Source organism: Bacillus sp. F9_6S_D1_P_5, assembly GCF_054823925.1.
In genome coordinates this window covers 1-23,971 of the sequence record NZ_JBTREW010000032.1, presented here as the reverse complement: position 1 = coordinate 23,971, position 23,971 = coordinate 1, and the positions used below count along the sequence as shown (strand labels likewise).

At 33.1% G+C, this 23,971-nt stretch carries 19 protein-coding genes and 3 pseudogenes; 18 read left to right on the top strand and 4 right to left on the bottom strand.

Annotated elements, in window-relative coordinates; translation table 11 throughout:
• Window positions 1–321 precede the first annotated feature (321 nt).
• The 5 genes from ACUXEY_RS26050 to ACUXEY_RS26030 all read left to right on the top strand — a co-directional run bounded on the left by ACUXEY_RS26050 (window position 322) and on the right by ACUXEY_RS26030 (window position 6,909).
• The gene (locus ACUXEY_RS26050) at window positions 322–1,635 is read left to right on the top strand and encodes a D-alanyl-D-alanine carboxypeptidase family protein (RefSeq protein ID WP_429601326.1); all 1,314 of its coding nucleotides are present in this window, start codon (window positions 322–324) and stop codon (window positions 1,633–1,635) included.
• Between the two features lie 351 nt (window positions 1,636–1,986).
• Window positions 1,987–2,580: an SGNH/GDSL hydrolase family protein gene (locus ACUXEY_RS26045; RefSeq protein ID WP_461301907.1), complete on the top strand. Its 594-nt coding sequence runs from the start codon at window positions 1,987–1,989 to the stop codon at window positions 2,578–2,580.
• Between the two features lie 419 nt (window positions 2,581–2,999).
• Window positions 3,000–4,967 carry a penicillin-binding transpeptidase domain-containing protein gene (locus ACUXEY_RS26040; RefSeq protein WP_461301906.1) on the top strand — a complete coding sequence of 656 codons (1,968 nt, stop codon included), beginning with the start codon at window positions 3,000–3,002 and terminating at the stop codon, window positions 4,965–4,967.
• Window positions 4,968–5,558: 591 nt separating this feature from the next.
• The gene (locus ACUXEY_RS26035) at window positions 5,559–6,092 is read left to right on the top strand and encodes an RNA polymerase sigma factor (protein WP_142286500.1); all 534 of its coding nucleotides are present in this window, start codon (window positions 5,559–5,561) and stop codon (window positions 6,090–6,092) included.
• Window positions 6,082–6,909, top strand: a complete 828-nt coding sequence (locus ACUXEY_RS26030) for an SH3 domain-containing protein (protein ID WP_461301905.1) — start codon at window positions 6,082–6,084, stop codon at window positions 6,907–6,909. The genes ACUXEY_RS26035 and ACUXEY_RS26030 overlap by 11 nt, the downstream gene beginning before the upstream one ends.
• Window positions 6,910–6,920: 11 nt before the next feature.
• On the opposite strand, the gene ACUXEY_RS26025 is transcribed toward ACUXEY_RS26030, so the two are convergent.
• Complete coding sequence (locus ACUXEY_RS26025) at window positions 6,921–8,687, bottom strand: peptidoglycan D,D-transpeptidase FtsI family protein (RefSeq protein ID WP_429601322.1); 1,767 nt, start codon at window positions 8,685–8,687, stop codon at window positions 6,921–6,923.
• Between the two features lie 331 nt (window positions 8,688–9,018).
• Here ACUXEY_RS26025 and ACUXEY_RS26020 point away from each other — a divergent pair, with 331 nt between their 5' ends.
• The 4 genes from ACUXEY_RS26020 to ACUXEY_RS26005 all read left to right on the top strand — a co-directional run bounded on the left by ACUXEY_RS26020 (window position 9,019) and on the right by ACUXEY_RS26005 (window position 13,861).
• A complete protein-coding gene (locus tag ACUXEY_RS26020) occupies window positions 9,019–11,151 on the top strand; it encodes a peptidoglycan D,D-transpeptidase FtsI family protein (protein ID WP_461301904.1) in 2,133 nt (710 codons plus the stop codon).
• Between the two features lie 224 nt (window positions 11,152–11,375).
• A complete protein-coding gene (gene bla, locus ACUXEY_RS26015; protein WP_461301919.1) occupies window positions 11,376–12,302 on the top strand; it encodes a class A beta-lactamase Bla1 in 927 nt (308 codons plus the stop codon).
• A 255-nt stretch (window positions 12,303–12,557) separates the two neighbouring features.
• A complete protein-coding gene (locus tag ACUXEY_RS26010; protein ID WP_461301903.1) occupies window positions 12,558–13,400 on the top strand; it encodes a metallophosphoesterase in 843 nt (280 codons plus the stop codon).
• A gap of 209 nt (window positions 13,401–13,609) precedes the next feature.
• Window positions 13,610–13,861: a hypothetical protein gene (locus tag ACUXEY_RS26005; RefSeq protein WP_000548621.1), complete on the top strand. Its 252-nt coding sequence runs from the start codon at window positions 13,610–13,612 to the stop codon at window positions 13,859–13,861.
• 362 nt (window positions 13,862–14,223) lie between these two features.
• Here the strand turns inward: ACUXEY_RS26005 and ACUXEY_RS26000 are convergent, their stop codons facing one another.
• Together ACUXEY_RS26000 and ACUXEY_RS25995 are read right to left on the bottom strand one after the other, a co-directional pair.
• Entirely contained in the window at window positions 14,224–14,520 is a 297-nt protein-coding gene (locus ACUXEY_RS26000; protein WP_098116393.1) for a hypothetical protein, read from the bottom strand.
• Between the two features lie 163 nt (window positions 14,521–14,683).
• Window positions 14,684–15,163, bottom strand: coding sequence for an ImmA/IrrE family metallo-endopeptidase (locus ACUXEY_RS25995; RefSeq protein ID WP_461301902.1), 480 nt, complete (start codon window positions 15,161–15,163; stop codon window positions 14,684–14,686).
• A 234-nt stretch (window positions 15,164–15,397) separates the two neighbouring features.
• On the opposite strand from ACUXEY_RS25995, the gene ACUXEY_RS25990 reads away from it, so the two are divergent.
• From ACUXEY_RS25990 to ACUXEY_RS25970, 5 genes and pseudogenes are all read left to right on the top strand, one after another.
• The gene (locus ACUXEY_RS25990) at window positions 15,398–15,853 is read left to right on the top strand and encodes a YpiB family protein (protein ID WP_429601317.1); all 456 of its coding nucleotides are present in this window, start codon (window positions 15,398–15,400) and stop codon (window positions 15,851–15,853) included.
• A gap of 14 nt (window positions 15,854–15,867) precedes the next feature.
• On the top strand, window positions 15,868–16,314 hold the full coding sequence (locus tag ACUXEY_RS25985; RefSeq protein ID WP_243870735.1) for an MFS transporter: 447 nt from the start codon (window positions 15,868–15,870) through the stop codon (window positions 16,312–16,314).
• 561 nt (window positions 16,315–16,875) lie between these two features.
• A pseudogene (locus tag ACUXEY_RS25980) lies at window positions 16,876–17,391 on the top strand (dUTP diphosphatase).
• Window positions 17,391–17,819 carry a RusA family crossover junction endodeoxyribonuclease gene (locus tag ACUXEY_RS25975; protein ID WP_461301918.1) on the top strand — a complete coding sequence of 143 codons (429 nt, stop codon included), beginning with the start codon at window positions 17,391–17,393 and terminating at the stop codon, window positions 17,817–17,819. The pseudogene ACUXEY_RS25980 and the gene ACUXEY_RS25975 overlap by 1 nt, the downstream one beginning before the upstream one ends.
• Window positions 17,820–17,899: 80 nt before the next feature.
• Window positions 17,900–18,649, top strand: a complete 750-nt coding sequence (locus ACUXEY_RS25970) for a zinc-finger domain-containing protein (protein WP_461301901.1) — start codon at window positions 17,900–17,902, stop codon at window positions 18,647–18,649.
• A 238-nt stretch (window positions 18,650–18,887) separates the two neighbouring features.
• On the opposite strand, the gene ACUXEY_RS25965 is transcribed toward ACUXEY_RS25970, so the two are convergent.
• Window positions 18,888–19,613, bottom strand: a complete 726-nt coding sequence (locus tag ACUXEY_RS25965; RefSeq protein WP_461301900.1) for a glycosyltransferase family 2 protein — start codon at window positions 19,611–19,613, stop codon at window positions 18,888–18,890.
• Between the two features lie 977 nt (window positions 19,614–20,590).
• Here ACUXEY_RS25965 and ACUXEY_RS25960 point away from each other — a divergent pair.
• The 4 genes and pseudogenes from ACUXEY_RS25960 (at window position 20,591) to ACUXEY_RS25945 (ending at window position 23,807) form a co-directional block, all read left to right on the top strand.
• Window positions 20,591–21,799 (top strand): exosporium glycoprotein BclB-related protein, encoded by a 1,209-nt coding sequence (locus tag ACUXEY_RS25960; protein WP_461301899.1) that lies wholly within the window; start codon window positions 20,591–20,593, stop codon window positions 21,797–21,799.
• Window positions 21,800–22,139: 340 nt separating this feature from the next.
• Window positions 22,140–22,358 (top strand): annotated as a pseudogene (locus ACUXEY_RS25955) (FtsK/SpoIIIE domain-containing protein); the annotation flags it as partial.
• A gap of 31 nt (window positions 22,359–22,389) precedes the next feature.
• A pseudogene (locus tag ACUXEY_RS25950) lies at window positions 22,390–22,908 on the top strand (replication-relaxation family protein).
• 245 nt (window positions 22,909–23,153) lie between these two features.
• Window positions 23,154–23,807 carry a TetR/AcrR family transcriptional regulator gene (locus ACUXEY_RS25945; protein WP_461301898.1) on the top strand — a complete coding sequence of 218 codons (654 nt, stop codon included), beginning with the start codon at window positions 23,154–23,156 and terminating at the stop codon, window positions 23,805–23,807.
• Window positions 23,808–23,971 lie beyond the last annotated feature (164 nt).

Genomic DNA, 23,971 nt, shown 5'->3' with positions numbered 1-23,971 from the left:
AATTAATAGTCTAGACTAAGGAAAATTCAACTCTGGTATGAGTATAGCAAATAGCTGAATTAAATAATTAAAATCCTTGATAGGTAATAAACGAATGTTTAGCAGCCAGTTTGCCTCGATATTTAATCAGAACACACGGGTTTTATTTTTTGTAAATATGGAACAAATGTATTACTTAGATTGTCTATTAAGTATAATCCTGAAAAATATGAAAGTGGTCCTAATGTCTTATATCTAGAATTTGATAACGTTGTCTATTTTTTGAAGGATTATGTTAAAATAACGGTTTTTTTGAGTACAAAGATATTGGAGGTAACAGAAGTGAAAGGTATGTTGTGCAAGAGATTTATTGCAATAGTGACAGTGCTTACACTATTTTGTAGCATGGTCGTTACATTTGGAAGAGCAGCAGCGGAAACAATTCCTGCTATAGACGTAGAAGCAGGATCAGTAATTTTAGTAGAAGCAAATTCCGGGAAAATTTTATATGAAAAAAATGCAGATGAATCATTAGCAATTGCTAGTATGACAAAAATGATGAGTGAATATTTAGTTCATGAAGCGGTGGAGAATGGAAAACTTAAATGGGATCAAAAAGTTAAAATCTCTGAATATGCATATAAGATTTCGCAAGATCGTTCATTATCAAACGTTCCATTAGAAAATGGTGGCTCGTATACGGTCAAAGAGTTATATGAGGCAATGGTAATTTATTCTGCAAACGGTGCAACAATTGCTTTAGCTGAAGAGATTGCTGGAAAAGAAGTTAATTTCGTAAAAATGATGAACAATAAGTCAAAAGAGTTTGGGATGAAAAATTATAAATTTGTAAACTCAACAGGTTTAACAAATTATGATTTAAAAGGACATCACCCAGAAGGGACAACTCCAGATGAGAAAAATAAAATGTCCGCAAGAGATTGTGCGATTTTAGCACAACGTCTTATTCAAGATTTTCCGAAAATTTTAGATACTGCAAAAATCCCTAAAAAAACATTCCAACAGGGTGGTAAGTATCCAATTGATATGACGAACTTTAACTGGATGTTAAAAGGTTTAATTAAGCAATACGAAGGTGTAGATGGGTTAAAAACAGGAACTACCCCAGAAGCTGGTGATTGTTTCACTGGTACAGTAGAAAGAAACGGTATGCGTTTAATCTCTGTCGTGATAAATGCAAACTCTCATGCAGCACGTTTTGATGAAACGAAGAAATTATATGATTATGGATTTGCGAATTTTGAAGTGAAGAAAGTTAATGGAAAAGATTCAGTAGTAAACGGGCATGAAACAGTGCGAGTAGCAAATGCGAAAGACAAAGATGTAGTTGTTCAAACGAAGCAAACTGTTTTACTTCCAATACCAAAGAGCAATAAAGACGTATATAAAAAAGAATTTAAAGTATTGAATAAAGAACAAGAAGCACCTATTAAAAAAGGTGTAACAATTAGTAAAATGATTATCTCGCCTAAAGATAGTACAGATCCTGGGTTTTTATTAGGTAAATCATTACAAGTAGATCTTGTAACAAAATCGGATATAGAACAAGCAAATTGGTTTACACGTTTTATGCGTAACATCGGATCTTTTTTTAGCGGTATGTGGGATAGTGCGGTTGATATAGTAAAAAGCTAATTTTATAGTCTGAAACAAAAGGTTTCAAAGTATTATAGATTTTTATGTTGATGGCTTGGAATTGAAGAGGGCATTATTTTTTCAAGTTTTGTCCGTCGGAATTTTGGGTATTGGTATCAAGCTAAAATAAATTTGTATCCATATAATCAAAAAGCGCTATTCTTTTTGTAGAAATAAAAAAAATAGCGTTTATTTTGATTTTTTAATTTAAAGCACCTTGGTGCAAGGATAGTTTAATAAAGTTATACAGGATGAAAGAAGATTCATTATTCAATTAAATTACAATGGAAATAGATATACGCTGTAAACTATTATATAGTGTAGATATGAATACAAAAAGGGGGACTACATATGTGGAAACGATTTGTATCGATTGGTGATAGTTTTACAGAGGGGATAGGGGATGAAGTTGAGGGAATTGCATTAAAAAGCTGGGTAGATCATTTTGTTAAACTGTGTGTAAATGATATAGAATATGCTAATTTTGCAAAGCGTGGGTTAATAACTAAAGAAATTCGCTCACAGCAATTGGAAAAGGCATTAACGTTTAATCCAGATTTGGTAAGTCTAATCGCAGGTGCAAACGATGTTTTAAAAGGACGTTGGAATCATCAAGAATATAAGAACGATATGGAATTTATGATAGATACATTAAGTAAAACAGATGCGGATATTATTATAGCAAATCTTCCGGATTTTACAGTTCGGCTTCCTTTTTCATCTGAAAAAAAGCAAGTATTAAAAGAACAATTATTAGAGGCAAACGAAGTTATCCTTTCACTGAGTAGGGAGTATAAGCTTCATCATGTTGACTTTTGGAATCATTATTTAGTTAATGATAATACGGTTTGGTCTAAGGATTTAATTCATCCAAACTCAAAAGGATATGTGAAAGTTGCTGAATTAATTCATAGTAGTTTACCTGTACATGACTCTTCTAAATAAGCTTTAAAGTGAACGAATCCCCAGTCGCATACAGCATATGGGTTTCGATGCGGAATAGAAGATATACAGCGTCTATAAATTAAACTTTAAGTAATTCTTTTTTATTGTATACACTTTGTTATTTTTTGTTGAAGGACCCTTAGAATAAGGGTCCTTTTTCGTGTTAAATATTTACAAAAAGGATGAGAGCAAGGAACCTAAACAAAAAGATATTTTAAATAATAGTGTTAAACAGATTCGCTTCTATTGTTTGTAAGAACCATAAAATCTTCTCCTTCGAATGTAACTTGATCATAAATTAATTTTTTTGTAAATGTGGAACAATTTCATTACTTATACTGTCTATTAAGCGTTACAACATTTTTTATTTAATTTATTAAGAAAGGAATAAACATTTTTAACTAAGGGAGAAGATTGAATTGAAAAAATTATGGATGCTGCTTTTCTTTTGTTTTGCAGTTATATTAGTAGGATGTAATAAAAACGAATCGCCAAAACAAGCATTTGAAGAATATATAAATTTATGGAATGATAGAGAATTTGCAAATATGTATGATCGTTTATCAGATCATGCCCAAAAAACGATTTCTAAAAAGGAATTCACAGAGAAATATCAAAAAATTTATGAAGGTATTGGCGTTAAGAATTTAAAAGTTAAAACGAAAGGAGAGAATGCTAAAGATAAAGAACTTTTTCTTTTTGAAGTTAAGATGGATACGGATGGAGGAACAGCTTCATTTATCCATGAAGCAAAACTTGTGAAAGATAAAGATGCTTGGAAAATAGATTGGACACCAGATTTCATTTTTCCAGGTATGAAAAAAGATTACAAAGTACGTATGCAAACAGAACATGGAAAACGCGGAGAAATATACGATCGAAATGGGAAAGGTCTTGCAACGAATGGTAAAGCGACTGAGGTTGGAATTATTCCAGAGAAACTAGGCGAAACGGCGGCTCAAACAAAAGAAATAGTAGCACAATTACTGGGTATGTCTATAGAAGAGGTTGATCAGAAGCTTACAGCGAAATGGATAAAACCAGATTCCTTTGTACCAATTGGTATTTTAAAAGAGGGAACTAGACAGAATGATTATATTGAATTAGAAGGAGTATCATCTCGCCCAGTAAATATTCGTACGTATCTATTAGGAGAAGCAGCGGCACACTTAACTGGCTATATAGGAAATGTCAATGCAGAGGAGCTAAAATCGCTTCAAAAAAAAGGTTATCAAGCAGATGATTTAATAGGTAAAACAGGTTTAGAGAAAGTAATGGAGAATACATTGCGTGGTGAAAAGGGTGGGCGCGTATTTATAGAAGATGAGAATGGGAAAGAGATTAAAAACGTAGCAAAAAAAGAAGCGAAAGCAGGGGAAAATGTTACGTTAACAATTGATGCTGCAATTCAAGAAAAAATCTATAATGAGATGAAAAATGAAGCAGGCTCTAGTGCAGCGGTCAATCCTAAAACAGGTGAAACAATCGCGCTTGTAAGTAGCCCTGCTTATAATCCAAACACAATAGTTAGAGGAGCATCAAAGGCCCAACGAGAAACATGGAATAACGACTTGAAACTACCGATGATGAATCGTTTCACAAAAGCATTTGTACCAGGTTCTGTATTTAAAACGATTACAGGTGCAATTGGTTTGGAAACAAACACAATAAAACCTAAGGAAGAATTTTATATTCAAGGATTAAAGTGGACAAAAGATTCCTCTTGGGGAAATTATTATATAACACGTGTGAAGGATGCAAGTCCAATTGATTTTGACAAGGCAATGAAGTACTCAGATAATATTTATTTTGCTCAACAAGCCTTGAAGATGGGAAAAGATAAGTATGTAAATGAATTTAAGAAATACGGATTTCATGAAAAATTACCAATTGAATACGAATTTCCTATTTCAATCATTGCAAGCGATGGGATAAAAAATGATATTCAACTAGCAGACACGGGATACGGACAAGGACAAGTATTAATGACACCACTTCATTTAGCATTAACATATGCACCGATTGTAAATGAAGGGAATATTCCGTCGCCTCACCTTTTAAAAGAAGCAAAAGTGGAAGGGAATTGGAAAGAAAATGTGATTTCTAAAAAGAATCAAGAGATATTAAAGAGTGCATTAGTAAAAGTCATTAATGACCCTGATGGGGCGGGAAGAATTGCTAAGGTTGATGGTATAACTCTTGCTGGTAAAACTGGTACAGCAGAACTGAAAGAGTCGAAAGAAGCAGACGGAAAAGAACTTGGATGGTTTGCAGCTTTTGATGCAAATGAGCCTGACATGATTGTTACTATGATGATCGAAGATGTAAAAGGAAGAGGGGGGAGTAACGTACCAGGTGAAAAAGTAAAACATATTTTCCAAAAATAATAATTAATTATAAAGTAAAATCTTTTACTACATTCATTGTTTGCTTAACACAAAGGTATAAATCATACAAAACAAAGTACAATTAAGCTTCGAAAAAGCGTTCTTCTTAATTGAGAATGCTTTTTTGTTATGGATGTAGAAAGTTGATATCTCATCTTTATTTTCATTTTTGAAAGGGTGACATTGCTGATAGTAAATAGAAGAGTGAAACAAATTACAATGGACAAGTTTTAAACTAAAAAAAACCGCTATTTAGTAAAACATAAATAGAGCACACAAATAAGTATGCTCTAAGAAAAATAGGTGATACAAATAGAGTGTTGTGTGAAATTCACAAATAATAATCAGATTTTTACGAGTGTATTGTTAACATTTTATGCTTTACTTCTTTTTAGGAGCCTGTCATGTAAGAGAATGTATTGGTGATTATTTTATGAAAGTAATTGCACACCTTTACATTCTCAGGAGGATTTTTCTGTCAAAAAAAGATAAACAATGGAACAAATGAAACTTGTATCATGTCTATATATTGAAACCATATTAAAAGTGAGGGTAGTTTTATGTTTATTCAAATAAGTTCGAGGTGTGGAAATGGAGCAGAAGTTTATTGAAAAATGTAATCATGATGAGCTTGACTATGTTATAAAAGATTATTGGCAAGATGTATGGAATTATTCATTTATTATTACGAAAGATCCACACTTATCAGATGATATCACGCAAGATGTATTTATAAAGGTATTTAAAAATTGGAATTCATTTCGAAAGGAGTCATCTATTAAAACGTGGATATTAAAAATTACAAGAAATACGGCAATAAACTATTTGAAATCCTCTTATTTTAAAAGGATATCTTTAATAGGATTTTTTAGTGATGATAAACAATCTCCATCGGCAGAACGAGAATTTTTTAAGCAAGAGGAAATGAATGAAGTGTGGGAGATTGTATTAAAACTACCTAAAAAACACCGTGAAATAATAATTTTAGACGCGAAATATGAATTATCTTATGAAGAAATGGCCGAAACACTAGGAGTATCCATTGGAACTGTAAAATCTAGATTAAGTCGAGCGAGAAGTAAGGTTTCAAAATTAATAGGGGAGGGTAGTAGTGATGAACAATAAACAAAATCCTGGCTGGTATAAACAATTAAAAAAAGGCCCAATGGAGAATTGTAAAGATGAAGAAGAGTTTATTTTTAAAATAAAGCAGTCTATATACGAAAATAATGAAGCGGATCTTGTAAAACATAAAAGACCTTTTCGAAAAAAAGCATTACCTATTGTAGTTGTTTTTGTTTGTACAATGTTATTTGTTATCGTTCAACAACCTTGGCTAGATGATAATAAATCGCCGGTACAAAGTAGCACTCAAATTAAGCCTAAAACAAAAGATGAGTCTGCTCAAGATCCAACATTAAAACAATTTATGAATGATTTATATCAAAGTACAAATGCAAAAAATGAAAATGACTTGTATAGAGCGTTAAATGATGAAGTTCTATTTAAAGGGAAGAGTTATAAGAAGGATGAATTGGAGTTTGATGAAGATATTTTTCATGAATTGCAAGTTGCCCTTACAATGGGGGGAGAATTTACAAATGATACAAAGCAAGCATACAAAGTACCAAGTGGATTGACAGAAAGTAACGAATCAAAGCAAGCGCACTTTATATATGCAACTGTTACTGGAAATAAAACGAAAATATTAGCTGAACCAAATCGAGAATCACGAGTTTTATATGAAGTATCTAATGAAATGGTAAAAGCTTGGATTCCAGAAAAAGTACAGAATGATGGATATATAAAAATATCGACAATTAACGGTAATACTGGATATGTACAAAAAGAGTACGTTTTAACGGATATTAAATATTCATTTATGTTCGAAAAGAATAATGAAGGAATATGGAAAATAAAAAATATTGATTCTATATGGTAAAAGAGGAAGGTTCATTTTAATGAACCTTCCTCTTTGTTTTTATTCTCTTTTTGAAGAGTATTCCAGTACTCTAAAATTTCTGATGTAACAAGGGCAGCGATGTTTTTTTCTGAATTGCTACCAGGAATAACGACAGAAACGGCAATCTGTGGATCTTTGGTAGGAGCATATGCAATGAAAAGAGAATGATTTATCATTCTTTCTTGCTCATTCGGAAAACCTGTAATACCTGTTTTACCTGCGACGTCAAAGGGCAGCTTTTTAATCTCCTCGATATTTTGACTCATTCCACCTTGCACGACACTCCAAAAGTTCATTGGATAACGATTTGAACTTTCTAAAATTGGTTTAAACTTTTTTGTCTCCTTACCATCTTGAGCAATAATAGCACTTACGATTTGAGGTTTATATTTATCACCTTTACTTGCCAAAGTTGCTGCATATTGAGCAAGTTGAAGAGGAGTATGCACTTCATTTCCTCCCCAAGAGGCATTTAGTAAAGCAGAGATTCCATTTTCAAACTTATTAGAAGGATGGAAGTCATATTGTCCGTCTTCTTCATAGGGTAAATCAATACCAGTTTTAGAACGTAGGCCGAATTGCATTAAATAATCTGTCCATATATTTGCCACTTTTTCTATATTGCCATTATTTTGGTTGAATAAGGGCAGAGCTACTTTTGCTGTCATAAATGTGTTAGATGAATTAATGATAGCCTGCCTCGGTGTAATCTCACCTACTGGCGTTCCAGGTGCATTCGTAATGTTATTTTGATTATCGTACTCAAAAGTACCCTTGTCTAAATAAGTATCTTCAGGTTGAAAAAGCATTTCGTTTAACCCAATTAAAATAGTAAGAGGTTTTATAGTAGACGCCATATTTACATAGTATTCACCATACTTTAGTTTTTGAATTGTTTTATTTTGCGAAAGCGATTTAATGTTGTCTATTTTAGGTGATATATGTGTATTTAATATATTTGGATCAAAAACTGCCGAGTTTGCCATAGTTAAAATTGCGCCAGTTTTTACATCAGTTACCACAACATAACCAGCATTAACATCAGTTATTTTCTTGATTTGAGATCTTAATGCTTCCTCTGTTTTTTGCTGTAACTTAGAGTCTAAAGCTAGCCGGATATCTTTTCCTTTTTGTACTTTTTGAATGTTCCATAAGAACTTTTTATTATTCATTTTAAAAACAAGGGTTTTACCCGGTTTTCCTTTTAAATCATTTTCATATTGCAGCTCAACCCCACTTTTTCCAACAGGCATATGCTCTGAATTAATGTCATTTTCTACATAACCAATTACTTGTGAACCAATTTCATGCTTGGGATAATATCGGATCACTTCATCTTTAATTATTACATTATTGGGTTTGTTCTTATTTACGAATGTAAGTTCACTCTCATTTATGTCAGAGTATAACGGTATATCATTCATAGTTTGCTTTTTACAAGATTGTTGTAAGTGTAATTGTATGTCTTTTGCAGAAATGTCATGTTGAAACTCGCTAGAAAATTGATTGAAAAAAGCTAATGTGTTTGCTGTATCTTGTTTCGATATCTTCTCATCATTAAAAGTGCAATATAGAGACTTAACTTTCTTATTTGTAGCTAGTATTACATCATTTTGATCAAGTATTTGTCCTCTTTCGGCTGAAGAAGTTTCAATAGTAATTGAAAAGAAATGGCTTTTTAACAAAATTATTAATATCAAACCTACAATAGAAAGAATCGCTATAAATCTCCACCTTTTTATTTTTGTATGTAACATAAAACCCTCCCTTTTTAGCTTATTTCATCTTATAGTTAATTATTTTTTTTGTAAATGTGGAACAACTTTATTATTTATATTGTCTATTAAGTATTACAGCATGAAGAAAGGAATAATTAGTATGAAAAGTTACTTTTAATATGAGTCATTATACAGTGTAGCATTTCTAATGCGAGCGACAAAAAATAGAGAGAAAACAAGACGGGAGAGTTTTGAATTACGTAGCAAAATGAAAAGAAATGGATGCTTACAAAGGTTTAGTGAAAAAGCCGAACCGATATTTATAATCGGCCATCGTTATGTAATATAGAAGCAAATATATGGAGGATTTATGGAAAAGCAAAAAGGAAAGAACAAGACATATATATCTATTCGATTAAATATAATGTTCCTTTGCATATTTTTACTATTCTCAGCTATTATTGTTCAGCTTGGAAAGGTGCAAATCGTAGAGGGAGAGGCTTATAAGAATCAAGTAGAAAGTAGTCAAAATGCAACAACTAGCATTCCAGTTCCGCGTGGACAAATACTAGATCGAGAAGGGAAAACAGTTGTTAATAATAAATCCCTTCGTACGATTACGTATACAAGGGTAAAGGGAATTACTAGTGAAGATATTTTAAAAACAGCAAACGACTTAGCGAAAGTACTTGAAATGCCCGAACAAGATATAAATAAATTAACAGATATTGATAAAAAGGATTTCTGGATGCAATTGAATTCGAAACGTGCGGGGACAATGATTACGAAAAAAGATATAGAAAAGTTTAAAGAAAAGGGAATAGAGGGAAAAGAGTTAGATAAAAAAATAGAAGAATTAAGACGAAGTCGCGTTACAGAAGTAGAATTGGCAGAATTAACAGCACAAGATTTAAAGGTGTTAGCTATTAAAAGTAAAATGAGTTCAGGTTATCAACTAACACCACAAATTATTAAAAAAGATGTAACGGATCAAGAGTATGCATGGATAAGTGAAAAACTTGCGAATTTTCCAGGAGTAGATGTAACAGTTGATTGGGAACGTAATTATGTAAATGGTGATCTATTTCGTTCTGTGTTAGGTAATATTACGAGTAGCGAAGAAGGTCTGCCAAAAGAAAATTTAGATTCTTATTTAGTACGCGGATATAACCGTAATGATCGTGTAGGAAAAAGTTATATTGAACAACGATATGAAGATGTGTTACACGGTACAAAAGAAGAAGTGAAAAATATTACAGATAAATCAGGAAATATTATAAACACAGAAATAATTTCTAAAGGAAAAAGTGGTAATAGTTTAACATTAACGATCGATATGGAATTACAAAAGAAAGTGGAAGAAAGTTTAGAGAAAAATTTGAGAGCTTTTAAGAGTTCAGAGCCACTATTGGACCGAGCTTTTGTTGTTATGACGAATCCGAATAACGGACAGATATTATCTATGGCAGGCAAAAGGATAGTAGAAAAAGAAGGGAAAATGGAAATCGAGGATTTGGCATTAGGTAATATGACAACTTCGTATGAACTAGGATCAGCTGTAAAAGGTGCAACTTTATTAACTGGATATGAGACAGGGGCAATAAAACCAGGAGATCAATTTTATGATGCACCGATGAAATTTAAAGGTACACAAGCTAAGAAATCGTGGAATGTATCTGGATTTGGTAATATTAATGATTTACGAGCGCTACAAGTATCTTCGAATGTATACATGTTCCAAACAGCTTTAAAAATTGCGGGCGTTAATTACGTACCAAATGGTTCACTGGATATAAAACAAGAAGCATTTAATACGATGCGCTATTATTTTAAACAATTTGGATTAGGCGTGCCAACAGGAATTGATTTACCGAATGAAATAATTGGACAAACTAGAAAAGTAGATAGTCAGCCTGGGTTTTTACTAGATTTTTCTATCGGGCAGTATGATACGTATACGCCGTTGCAATTAGCTCAATATATTTCAACGATTGCTAATGGCGGTTATAGAATGCAACCTCAAATTGTACAAGAAATACGAGAGCAATCAATAAAGGAAGAGGTTGGCAAAGTTATTCGTTCTATAGAGCCTGTCGTATTAAATCGGATTGATATGAAGACAGAACATATTGATCGAATAAAAGAAGGGTTTAGATGGGTATTCCAAGAAGGTGATGGAACTGGGGTGAAGTATTTCAAAAATGCTCCATATAAACCAGCAGGGAAGACAGGGACAGCTCAAACTGTGTATGGTGGAGATGATCCGATTGGTAGAAATGCGAAAGGAGAACGTATGGAATGTTACAACTTAACGTTAGTTGGATATGCTCCATATGATAATCCAGAAGTAGCATTCTCAGTAGTAGTTCCGTGGCTTCATAATGATAAAAGTGGAATTAATTCCATAATTGGAAAAGAAGTTTTAGATGTATACTTTGATTTGAAAAAGCAGCGTATACATGGTGAAGCTACTAATACAGATAATCCAAATCAAAATCAGTAAAACTTGTACACTTCTCTAAGCGAAAGAGATTCTGTTTATATAAAAGTCTTTATAAATAAAAATTAGATTTGAAATAAGAGATAGCGACGATCATTGTTGCTATCTCTTATTTTGTTAATGACTCTCATACTAGTTAAAAATTTTGAAAAGTTTATGGAACAAATTTGTTTCGGTGATTGTCTATTATGTGTAAGTAAAAAAGTGTTAAGAACTTGAAAGGAATGATGATTTTGAAAAACAAGAGGATGCTAAAAATAGGAATATGTGTTGGTATATTAGGTTTAAGTCTTACAAGCCTAGAAGCTTTTACAGGAGGACCACTGCAAGTTGAAGCAAAAGAAAAGAAGGGACAAATAAAACATAAAAATCAGGCGACGCACAAAGAGTTCTCTCAACTAGAGAAAAAATATGATGCTCGATTAGGTGTGTATGCCTTTGATACTGGTACAAATGAAACAATCTCTTATCGACCTAACGAAAGGTTTGCTTTTGCATCAACCTATAAGGCGTTAGCGGCAGGGGTATTACTACAGCAAAACTCGACTGAGAAATTAAATGAAGTTATTACTTATACGAAAGAAGACTTAGTAGATTATTCACCTGTTACAGAGAAACATGTAGATACTGGAATGGCACTAGGAGAAATTGCTGAGGCTGCTGTTCGTTACAGTGATAATACTGCAGGGAACATTTTATTTAACAAAATAGGCGGACCAAAAGGATATGAAAAAGCGCTTAGACAGATGGGTGATCGTGTTACTATGTCTGATCGCTTTGAAACAGAATTAAACGAGGCTATTCCAGGAGACAATCGTGACACTAGTACAGCGAAAGCGATTGCTACGAACCTGAAAGCTTTTACGGTCGGAAATGCGCTTCCAAATCATAAGCGTAACATTCTTACAGAGTGGATGAAAGGGAATGCTACAGGAGACAAACTTATTCGTGCAGGTGTACCAACTGACTGGATAGTTGCAGATAAATCAGGAGCTGGAAGTTATGGAACACGAAATGATATCGCTATCGTTTGGCCGCCAAATAGAGCACCAATTATCATCGCAATTTTATCTAGTAAAGATGAGAAAGAGGCTACCTATGATAATCAACTTATTGCAGAAGCAGCTGAAGTTATAGTTAATGCTTTAAGGTAATAGTATATGAGTTTTACATTTGTAAAAATAATGTTATTGAAGGAATAAAGTTAGAAAACGATTCTTTTTCGTGTGAAAAGAATCGTTTTTGTATTCTTATTTTGAAATGGATAAAAGTAAACAAATCAAATATTTATTACGTAATTTATCTGAAATTTCATGTACTGCATTTTATTAACTTAAACAATTCCAAAAATGTATAATATAATATAGTTAACATAAATAAGTGTTCTATGAAAATAAAAAGGAGAGAATATGAAGAGAAATATGAATAGAATCATATTGTTTATTGCCATAATAGTAGGCTTTAGTATCTTTTTATATGTACAGAACAATTTAATAAGTATAACTGAAGTTAATATAAAATCTAGCAAAATTCCTTCTACATTTAAAGGTTTTAAAATTCTACAAATTTCAGATTTACATAATAAAAAATTTAGCAACAATCAAGAAACTTTAATTCAAAAAGTAAAAGGTGAAAATCCAGATGTTATTGTTATTACAGGTGATCTGATTGACAGTAAATCATACGATGCAGAAGTAAGTATGGAATTAATACGAGAACTTGTAATGGAGTATCCTATATATTTTGTGACAGGAAACCATGAAAAATGGTCAGGAAAATATAATGATTTAGAGAAAGAATTAAAGAAACACCATGTTACTATTTTAAGAAATGAACATGTAACGATTCATAAAGGGAAACAAAAAATAAATTTACTTGGAATCGATGATCCGGCATTTGTAGCTGGAAACCGTGATGAAGGAAATATTGTAAAAGATGAAATTTTAAAAGCAAAATTTGAAATGAAGCCAGATACATATAATGTATTACTATCCCATAGACCTGAATTTCTGGCAGAGTATGCTAATGAGAAAATAGATTTAGTGTTATCAGGGCATGCTCATGGAGGACAAGTTAGATTGCCATTTATCGGAGGATTAGTTGCTCCGAATCAAGGGTTATTCCCTACATATACAGCCGGTTTATATGAAAAACAAAATACATCTATGGTAGTGAGTAGAGGCTTAGGCAATAGTGTCATTCCGCAAAGAATTTTCAATAGGCCAGAACTTGTAGTCGTACAGTTAAATTGAACTGTACGACTTTTTGTATAGAGAAAAATAGGTCATTTGAAATTTATACAAGTTAACATTACAATTTTGTTAAAAATTTTCTACGTTACATAAAGTAACAAAATTTGACCCGAAGAGTTTGTTATAGTGTAAATAATCAAAAAACTTAAAAATTAGTCGAGTGAAAAGTGTGATAAAGAATCTGTATAAAAACATAAAGGGGTGTACACATGCATAAAGAATATGAAATTGAAGAGTATACGGCGATTGAGGAACAAATACATTATTATTGTAAATGCTTATTAGTAAGTCATCCGGATCAAATTATAAAGTATTTAGAAAAAAGATTAGAAAAATATGCAGAAACGTTACAATATGCCCATTTATATCCCGACACAGTTATATTACCGTTACAGCAGTTAGTTATTGAATATTCTTTAGATGTTGCTAGAATTAGGAAATATATGAATTTAAAAACGTAAAGTAAAATATATAATTTAAATGAAACAGAGTCGACTTTAAGAAATGATATTCTAATGTCGACTCTGTTTCATTGTTTAAGATTAAAAATACATACTAATCAATGAAGTTTGACATATAATTACGCAAGAGTAAAATAAAAGTGAGTACTCACTCATTTTTAAAAAAGGGGAAGAAAACATGCAGCAACCTTCCATTATTTTAAGGACTGTATCAAAAAAATTTGGAAATTTACAAAGGACCTTGGTGGTCATAAAATTGATGATGCTGGTGGTTGGGATGTAATCTTAGATTCAGGAACCGGAATATAAAGAAAGAAAAAAGCACAGTGCTTAATGCTACTGTGCTTTTGATTTACAGAAATTTATTTTTCAATTTTTTTAAGTAACCAATCTTGAACTTCGTCTTTCAAATCAATGCCTACAGTTATAACTCCTAAGACAACACCCTTACCTATAATGTTAAGGTCTACGCTCATAGATGGTTTTATAGTGCTGATAGAATATGTAACGGTATCAATGTGGCGAACAGGAATACGAACCATATTGATTAGGCCCTTGCTCTGTAAATAACCGCTTTCTGTAATTTCAATTACATTGTCTTTCCAAGAAAAACTATTATCTGTAATAGTTTTTGGATTTTTTGTACCGAAAAGTCCCATATCATTTCCTCCGATTATATAATGGCACACATTTTTTTCGAAAACAGATAGCAAATATAATTTAACTTATTTATATGCTTTTGTCGAATGAAAAAGAGGGTAGATGGTCATCTTATCTCATTTAAAGTTCTTTTTCGGACATAATCATTTATGCTAACTGCTCCTACAATTGAATTCTATTGTGAATTTGAGTAAGACGTTTTTTACATAATTCAGGACTTACCTGAAACACTTCAGACATTTCAGGGATAATAGTGTCATTTAAAGGATTTATAAATATTAACATATGAAAGGGAATAGCAGCATAAATGGTAAAACGAACCGCATCCCATTCTTGCAACTCCCGAAAAGTAGTGGGCATTATTCCTTGTATACCAACATGCCGCATGATATGACATAATTCATGGAAAAAGACTTCTCGTTGTTTTTCTAAAGGGAGGCGGGCGTCGAGAACAATCATTTTTAAAAGGTTGTTCGCTATGTAATACGAATTGATATTTTCTTTCAATAGTATTATATTGCATTTGTGTGCGATTTTATCAATACATAAATCACTTGGTGTTCGTATGTCAAGATTTTGATAAAACGCCGTAATCCAATCTTCGAGTAGGGTAGTTTGATACGACCAATTCAAGAATTTCACCTCATTGTTAAAATTAGGAACATTCGTTCTTGTTTTACTGCAAAAAGAAAAGCCCGTGAAGAGGGCTTTTCTTTTTATTTGTAAAACTCTTTTGATGCTTAAATTCAGACCATTGAATTTTAATACTTTTGTTTATTTTGCATTGCTTTAAATACAACATAATCAAAGTGCTTTTTTATTTCCGCAGCATCCTCAGGTGATAGGTTCTTCCATTTATCTATATCGAAGAATCCCATGTCGTTTATACAATTTGTTCTAAACCATATCTTGCCCAGAAGACATGAGGGCTTTCCGTTTATCTACACATTTCGTAAACATTTAAGGTTTGTAACTAGAATCCACTTTGTTGAAAATGCAAAGAAGTATCCGTATGGAATTAAAATTTCAGCAGAGTTTACAGAAGGCAAACTGTTCGCGTTTTATAAACCGAATTTAACTGTCACAGATGGGATGTCAGCATATCATCACTTTAATGCGAATGATGCCTCAATTTACATTCAAATCAATTTCAAAGGTAAATACAACGAACCTTTATACATGGAAGTACTTGAAGATGATGAGTGTTCACTTGAAACGCATATTGATGGGGAAGATCATAATGAAATTGACAAGTTAATAAAATACCACCTCATTGATCACGCACTAGACACAAGAAATGAAAAACTGTTCCGTAAGTTGATGACGAATTAATGGGAGGTGAAAGGATGGTGATTCTTTACAAATTCAAGCTAACAACCATTTTCGAACATTGGCCGAACGAAGAATTTGTGGTAGCGGAAACAGAAAGTAAAGCAAGATTTCTGTACTGGCAAAAGTTCAGAACAAAATTTCTAACGATGCCGATGGTGGAATTTATGAAGTTTGTAAAGTGCGAGAACGAAGGTGTTTTTGACATCAAGCGCATGTACAGCGCAGAAAAAGCGTTTAAGAAAATGCAGAATTACCGCAACCTCCATTTTGCTTACATGGGTATGCGAGTAAACGTAGCTGGCATGTGGGGGACAATCGTTGGGAACTGGAAAACTCATTTGTCCGTTTTGTTCGATGGGGAAATTGAGAAGCACAACTGTCATCCTTTTTGGGAAATTGCTTACTACGATGATGAAGGGAATGTGGTTCGAAACTACCAGAAGGGAGAGTATGCGGTATAAGTAAAAAAGGACGAGCAGTCGTACCTGCCGTCCTTTATAGGAGAAAAATTATTCTGGATTAGAACTACGAATAACCAGAAAACGCGCTTTAAAACAGTGTTGTCAAAGATGTGAAAATCTATGCAACAAAAAAGCTTAGTCGGAATTCAAAACACCAAATGGCTTGTATTGGTAACAGGCTCAAAAGTAGTATATGTAAAATGAAAAATCTCATACAAAAAGCAGACAACAAATTTGGTTGTCTGCCAGTGAGTCGAATGGATTAGCTAATTGTGATAAATTGCATTCCCATTACGAGAAGAGTGAAGCTGCTAGTTCAAACAGCTTGTTGGTATTATTTTCGATATTAAAAAAAATATACAGGAAAAGCAGATAAGTTAAGAACCTACCTGCTTCTGTTGCAACAAAAGAAAGAAGTATTGGCCGTGGATACGGCGGCTTGAAAATAGTATGTATTTTTATTTGAAAAATATTCAAGGGGTGAAGAAACATGGAATGTTTGATAAATGGTGTTTATGAAATTACTTTACTGATCAGTGAAGCGAAAGGGGAAAGAAAATAATGAATATCGCAAAATTACGTGAATTACAAAAGATACTTGATAATCGGATTATTTAGCAACATGGTTTAGAAGGTCAAAACTTAGTTAGTAATTTAATCTTAGCGCTACAGGTTGAAATTGCTGAATTAGCGAACGAAACACGTTGTTTTAAACATTGGAGTAATAAGGGCCCGAGTGAAAAAGAAACCATTCTGACAGAGTTTGTGGATGGACTGCATTTTATTTTAAGTATCAGCAATCAGTTAGATGTGAAAATAGAGTTTCGTTGCGAGGATGAAACAGAAAAAACAATCGTTGGAACATGTAACAAGTTGTTTTATTACGTAGGAGAAATGGGGGATACAGCACATAATTATCCAGACAGTAAACTGCAATTAGCGGATGACGTTGAAACAATTTTTAACTTGTTTATGGAATTAGGAACAAAGCACCTCGGATTTACTCATGAAGATATAGAACAAGCATACCTGGAAAAGAACAAAGTAAATCATCAACGCCAGGATGATGGATATTGATGATTACCTTTACAGTTTTTGGTGAACCAGTAGCACAAGGGAGACCGCGAGCGAACACTATTAATGGTCGAGTTCGTATGTATGATCCAAAAAAATCACGTGATTTTAAGCAATATGTAAAATTAGTTGCTTCAGAACATGCTCCAGCTAATTTGCTTGAGGGAGCACTCGTGATGAAAGTCAAAGTATATAAGCCATCACTTAAAAGTTTTTCGAAAAAGAAAGCACTACAAGCAGAACAAGGACTGTTACGCCCAACAGCAAAACCAGATGTCGATAATTACATAAAGGGCATAAAAGATGCATGCAATAAAGTACTTTGGAACGATGATAGTCAGATTGTCGATTTGCACGTGAGCAAGTGGTATTCGGAAAAGCCACGTATTGAAATTTCAGTTTTCACATTAGAAGAACTAGCGAAGGTATAGGAGAAATCAGTGGAAAACAGGTTGGTAGTATGAAAAGTTCGTTGTACTACCTGCCTTTCAATCTCATATGGGGTGATGGATTGAGCAAAAAGGAGAAACGGCAAATAAGGGCTGAAATTTCAGCGCTACTTGATAATAACTGCGGAGGATGTACGGATGTTCCAAAAGGCACTAGTCAAGATAGGGGTATCAAATATTGTTATCGGAATTGTTCTATTGGGAAGCGTTTAAAAACATTAGGCGAAAGCCTAGATGAGGGGAGAACGGAACATATGGCTGAACAAAGAAATTGGGATCAAATTTGTGAGACTGCTGAAAAATTACGTGCTTCTGATGAAAAGAAATGGACTTGGGGGAAAATCGGAGCAGATTTTGGAGTAACAGAAGGGAATTTATATTATCAAGTTTCTAAAAGACACGAAGCAAACGGGACGCCTAATAAGCGTGTAAGTGCATCAAAGAATCCTCGGAATACAAAACCATCACCACAACCTCAAAATGTTGAGAAAACGAAATATGAACCACCAGAATTAAAATCTGTAGCTACTGAACATATCGAGAAAGCAGAATCGTTAGATGCTTTTTGGAAAGGTCGATTAAATACAGTTCTTGATGAAAAAGATGCGATGCAAAAAGAGTTACGTGAAGTATCGAAGCTGTATGAGGACCTCAAGAAAGCAAATGAGCTACTTGCAAAAGAACACATCGCAGAAACAAAATTACGCTTGGAAACGGAAGACGCACTAAAGTTATCACAAGATCAACTACAATCTCGTGAAGAAGATTACAGTACATTACTTAATGAATTTAATGCAATCCATGTATTATAGCTTCAACTCAATACTAAACAAAATCCTTATTTGATGCATAAGAAAAAAGACAACATCCGAAGGGGGTGTTGTCTCAGCAAATGTAAAATTCTATGAAAGAAAAGAGGAGATACAATAATATATGCTTGTCCAGTTTAAATGTGAAAAGATTTTAACAAAAACGCTATTTTAAAAAGGAATGGCTCTTACTTAAAAGTAAAGAACGTATGGAAAGGTTCAAAATATTTTTGATGGATTACTAGTTAGGAAAACATAAATCTGGAAATAAAGCTTGATATTCTGGGAGTAATCGAAGATCAATAGTTGAAGTTGCAAAGAATATATATTTTTTTTCTAATTCATCAAGCGTTGCTAGGTGATGAGTACCTAAGCCATGCTTGATGCTATGTCTAGAAAGAGTCGGACCAATTTGTAATTTTCGATTTTTCATAGCCTTATTCCATGGGCTGTAAAAGAATTTTAAAACGAAAGCAGGATACATGTAAACGATGAATGGATGAAACGACCAATGTCGCCCCGCCGAATAGTTACCTTGCGAGTAATTGTGGAGGAATCTACCACCGTAGTATGGGGCAGGTGGAGTGGGATGAATTATTATCCCATGGTAACGCTGTTTGACAAGGGGAATGCCGTATCTCGGATTGGTATAACCGTGAGAAGGTTCATCCACCATCAGAATAGTCCTAATGGAATACATGTTTTTCCCTAAAGTAGCAAGAGAAGAGAAAAAGGCTTCCTTATCAACACAGCAAAGAAATTCAGTGGTATTTAAAACCATTTTCCATCCCGTAATTTCTTGTTCTATTTCCATTACTTCTTGATCAACTAATAAGGCATCAAACTCTAATACTTTTGAATCTCGGATTTCCCAATGAGGTGCAAATAATTTGCATATTTCAACCGAACGATCAGTAGATCCACGATTAATAAGAATGCCATGATCAAATAGTTTTGTGTGGTGCATTAACCACCATGGGAGTAAATACTCTTCATTGTAAAAATGTGAAATTAAAGTTGTACTAATTAGAAACACCTCCGTTTAACAATGGATAAAATCTTTTTTGTTTTATTATAATATGTTGCTTATCCTAATAATTCTTAGGTATTAATTTAAATGAGTTTAAAACCCAAAAAGATATGTAAAAAAATCGTGTAAACACATTTAAATAGAAATTTCATTTTGTATTAATTCGGAACACAAAAAGAGCACTTATATAAAGTGCTCTCGTGACGAGATTCATTTTGTAACGACTATTTTATAAAGAAAGGAACACAAAATATTTTATGAAGTTATTTTCGATTAAGTGTGTATCTTTTATACAAAATTTTATTTTATAGGAAATGAAAAAGAGCACCATTATATGGTACTCTTCTATGAATCAGTACACCATTCATATATTGTTAATGTTTGTGAGTCATGAACAATCAAATGGTTTAAAAAGTAAGGATTCAAGATAATGTATGTAAGATGAGTATAAGTTGTTACAAAGAAATAATTAGTCAGCAAAAGCAAAATGATTAGCTCTTAATGGAAAATGAAATGTATTATTAGAAACTCATGATATAAACAACTAGGTTGTGAAGATTAAAGTTTTTCAAAAAACTTCATTTGGTATTACTCTAGAATGGCATTATTGAACTTATAAATTAATATGCCTTTTCGTTTATTGACAAAATAAACGCGTTGATAGGAGTAATAACGTATTCCTTTAAAAATACGCTTTTTCATTAGGGAATTAATCTAAGCACTAGATAAATAGATGGGTATACTTATATTATGTGAGTTGTGAATGTAATTAAACTGAATTTTTATAGTTTAATTATTAGTAACTATTTTTATTCTAAGAAAAATGGATATTTAAAAATATTCAATACCATTACAATTGAGTGTTTCTTAGTATAAGAATATTCTCTCAAAATTATTAAATAAGGAGGAAATAAATGAAACATAATGATTGTTTTGATCATAATAACTGCAATCCGATTGTTTTTTCAGCAGATTGTTGTAAAAATCCACAGTCAGTTCCTATTACTAGGGAACAATTAAGTCAATTAATTACTTTACTAAACTCATTAGTATCAGCTATTTCAGCATTTTTTGCAAATCCAAGTGATGCAAACAGAGTAGCGTTATTCAATTTGTTTAATCAATTTTTAATTTTCTTAAATTCCTTATTACCTTCCTCAGAAGTTAATTTTTTGAAACAATTAACTCAAAGTATTTTAGTTTTATTACAATCTCCAGCTCCTAATTTAGGTCAATTGTCAACATTATTGCAACAATTTTATAGCGCCCTTGCACAATTCTTCTTCGCTTTAGATCTTATCCCTATATCCTGCAACTCAAATGTTGATTCTGCAACTTTACAACTTCTTTTTAATTTATTAATTCAATTAATCAATGCTACTCCAGGGGCGACAGGTCCAACAGGTCCAACAGGTCCAACGGGCCCAGCAGGAACCGGAGCAGGTCCAACGGGAGCAACAGGCCCAACAGGAGCGACAGGTCCAACAGGCCCAGCAGGAACCGGAGCAGGTCCAACGGGAGCAACAGGCCCAACAGGTCCAACAGGCCCAACAGGTCCAACAGGTCCAACAGGTTCAACAGGTTCAACAGGCCTAACAGGAGCAACAGGAGCTGGAGCGGTTATTCCGTATGCATCAGGTGGACCAGTAGAGTTAGCAACTGTTTTAGATGGATTAGCAAACACAGGAGCACTTCTTGGATTTGGAAGTTCATTCTTCCCTGTAATTGTCCCACCTGGTGGCCCGATTACTATAGGCCCTCTACCTCCAGTATTTGATTTCGCATTTGTAGCTCCTCGCGCAGGTACAATTACTTCGTTAGCAGGATTCTTTAGTGTAACTGTAGCGGTTGCTTTAGCATTAGGAAGCATACAAATTCAAATGCAGTTGTACAGCGCGCCAGCAGCAAGTAATACTTTCACTCCAGTAGGTACACCGTTACTATTAACACCAGCATTTAGTGGTCTTATTGCTATCGGTAATACTTCAAGTGGTATTAGCGCACAAGCCATTGCGGTCGCTCCACAAGATAAGATATTACTTGTTGTTTCATCAACTACACCTGGTTTTGATATAGCTACTGCTATTACAGGTTTCGCAAGTGCAGGTATAACATTCGTATAATCACTTGTAAGTTTTGAAGTTGAAAATTTTGATATAAGAAAAGAGATTGTCAAAAAAGTATCCTCAGATTAACTTTTGAAGACAGTCTCTTTTCTTTAATTGTTTTTATACTTTATACCTGGTGAAAACCATTAAATATGCTTAGAGAATCTGGTGAGATTTTGTTAAATAAAATGATCACTGCTAGTAAATTACATAATAACAGACGTAAAAAATAAAGCTTTACAGCCGATAGTGGATTACGAACTAATTTCATACACATATAAAGGTATATATCTAAAATATTTAAAGTTTTAGCCTTATATATGTAAGGATTGAGACGTGGGAGGATTATATTTGGACAAAATCAGAGGTTGTAATTGATCAGTCCGGATTAGAACAACTACCATCTATTCCAGGAAGAGCTATATATATGAAGGAAAACTTTACTGTACTGCAAGTGCCGTATATCGATGACAAGGTCATGTGGAAACATCTAAAAGAATATGAGGTGGAAAAACACGAACATCCAGAGTCACATGAAAATCAACCGTCAGATGGCGATACTTGCGACGATTAGAAAGCTCCAGTTTGCCACAAGAAGGCATTTAATGTGTGTACATGATATGGGGGTGGTATACGCAATGCAAACAGAATTATGGGAGATTTGAAGCCGTATTTAAGTAAAACAATGCAAGGGAAAGAATATGTGTACTATCTAAATAAAGAAGGGCATGCTTTGTTTAGCGATGATGGTAAGGTTGTTTCAAGAGGGAAGCTTGCACATGCATTATTACGGAATGAAGCATGGTTACATTTATTCTGTCCGGACGATTGGCAGATTGAAACGGATATACGTTATATAAAGAATAAGGAAAAAAAGAAAATAGTTCCCGATGTGAAGTTTCGTGATGAAGAAGGAATACTTCATGCGGTTGAAATAGATCGTTCGCAGAAAATGAAAGTGAATGAAGAGAAAATAAAAAAGTACGAAGAGTTCACAAAAATATAATGGGAAAATACCAATCATTCATTTTTTTACAGTGACAAAATATAGGGAAAAGAAATTAGAAGAGTTGACAGCTAAGTATGATGTTTTTGTGAAGGTTTATCTATTAGAGGTGATATAAAAAAAGTGCTAACAAGTTTGCAAACGAACTTGCTAACACCTATACAAAATAGACATAAAATATCGCTGATATGTCACTTGAAAAAAGATTAATAATTAAGCACTTATAATATACTACTATTTATTATAAGATAAAATATAAAACTTACTGTATTACTACTTTTTTCACTATTATTTGCAATAGGAAATGTATTTGCATTAAAGAAACATCGGAAAATATAATGATGATACAAAGGGGCATTATAGATGAAGAAGGATTGGCTGGAAGAATTAATTGCCGCAACAAATACGGATAAACGAAATGAACGTCAAATGCGTATATTAGAGGCAGCTGTTGATATGTTTGAAGAGAAAGGATATGCTTCAACATCAACAAGTGAAATTGCAAAGCGTGCTGGTGTAGCAGAAGGAACAATCTTCCGCTACTATAAAACGAAAAAAGATTTATTGTTAGCAGTCGTCATGCCGACATTAACAAAGTTTGCTGCACCATTTTTCGTACAAGCCTTCGCAAAGGAAATTTTTAAATCGGAGTATGAATCATATGAAGGGCTTCTAAGAGTTGTTATTCATAATAGATTTGAATTTGCAAAAAAGCATTTTCCAATGATAAAAATATTAATTCAAGAAGTGCCATTTCAGCCAGAACTAAAAAATGAAATACAACATTTAGTAGAAACAGAGTTATTTTCACATTTTAAAAAGTTGATTGTAAAGTTTCAGGAAGACGGGGAAATTATTGAAATGCCACCATCTTTTGTATTAAGACTTACTTTATCAGCTGTATTAGGTTTATTATTAACAAGATTTTTATTATTGCCAGAAGAAAAATGGAATGATGAAGTGGAAATTGAAAATACGATTCAATTTATATTGTACGGATTAACGCCACGAAATTAATCGTCGAAGTATGAATTATATAAGTTACATTTAAGTAAAATAATAAATCGCCTTTAAAAAGGCGATTTATACAGAGTGTTGGGAAACCCTGAAGGGGTTCCCAACACTCCGGAATCTTTTTTGATTTTAGTGAAAGAAAACAATATAAAATCATAGAATTTAGA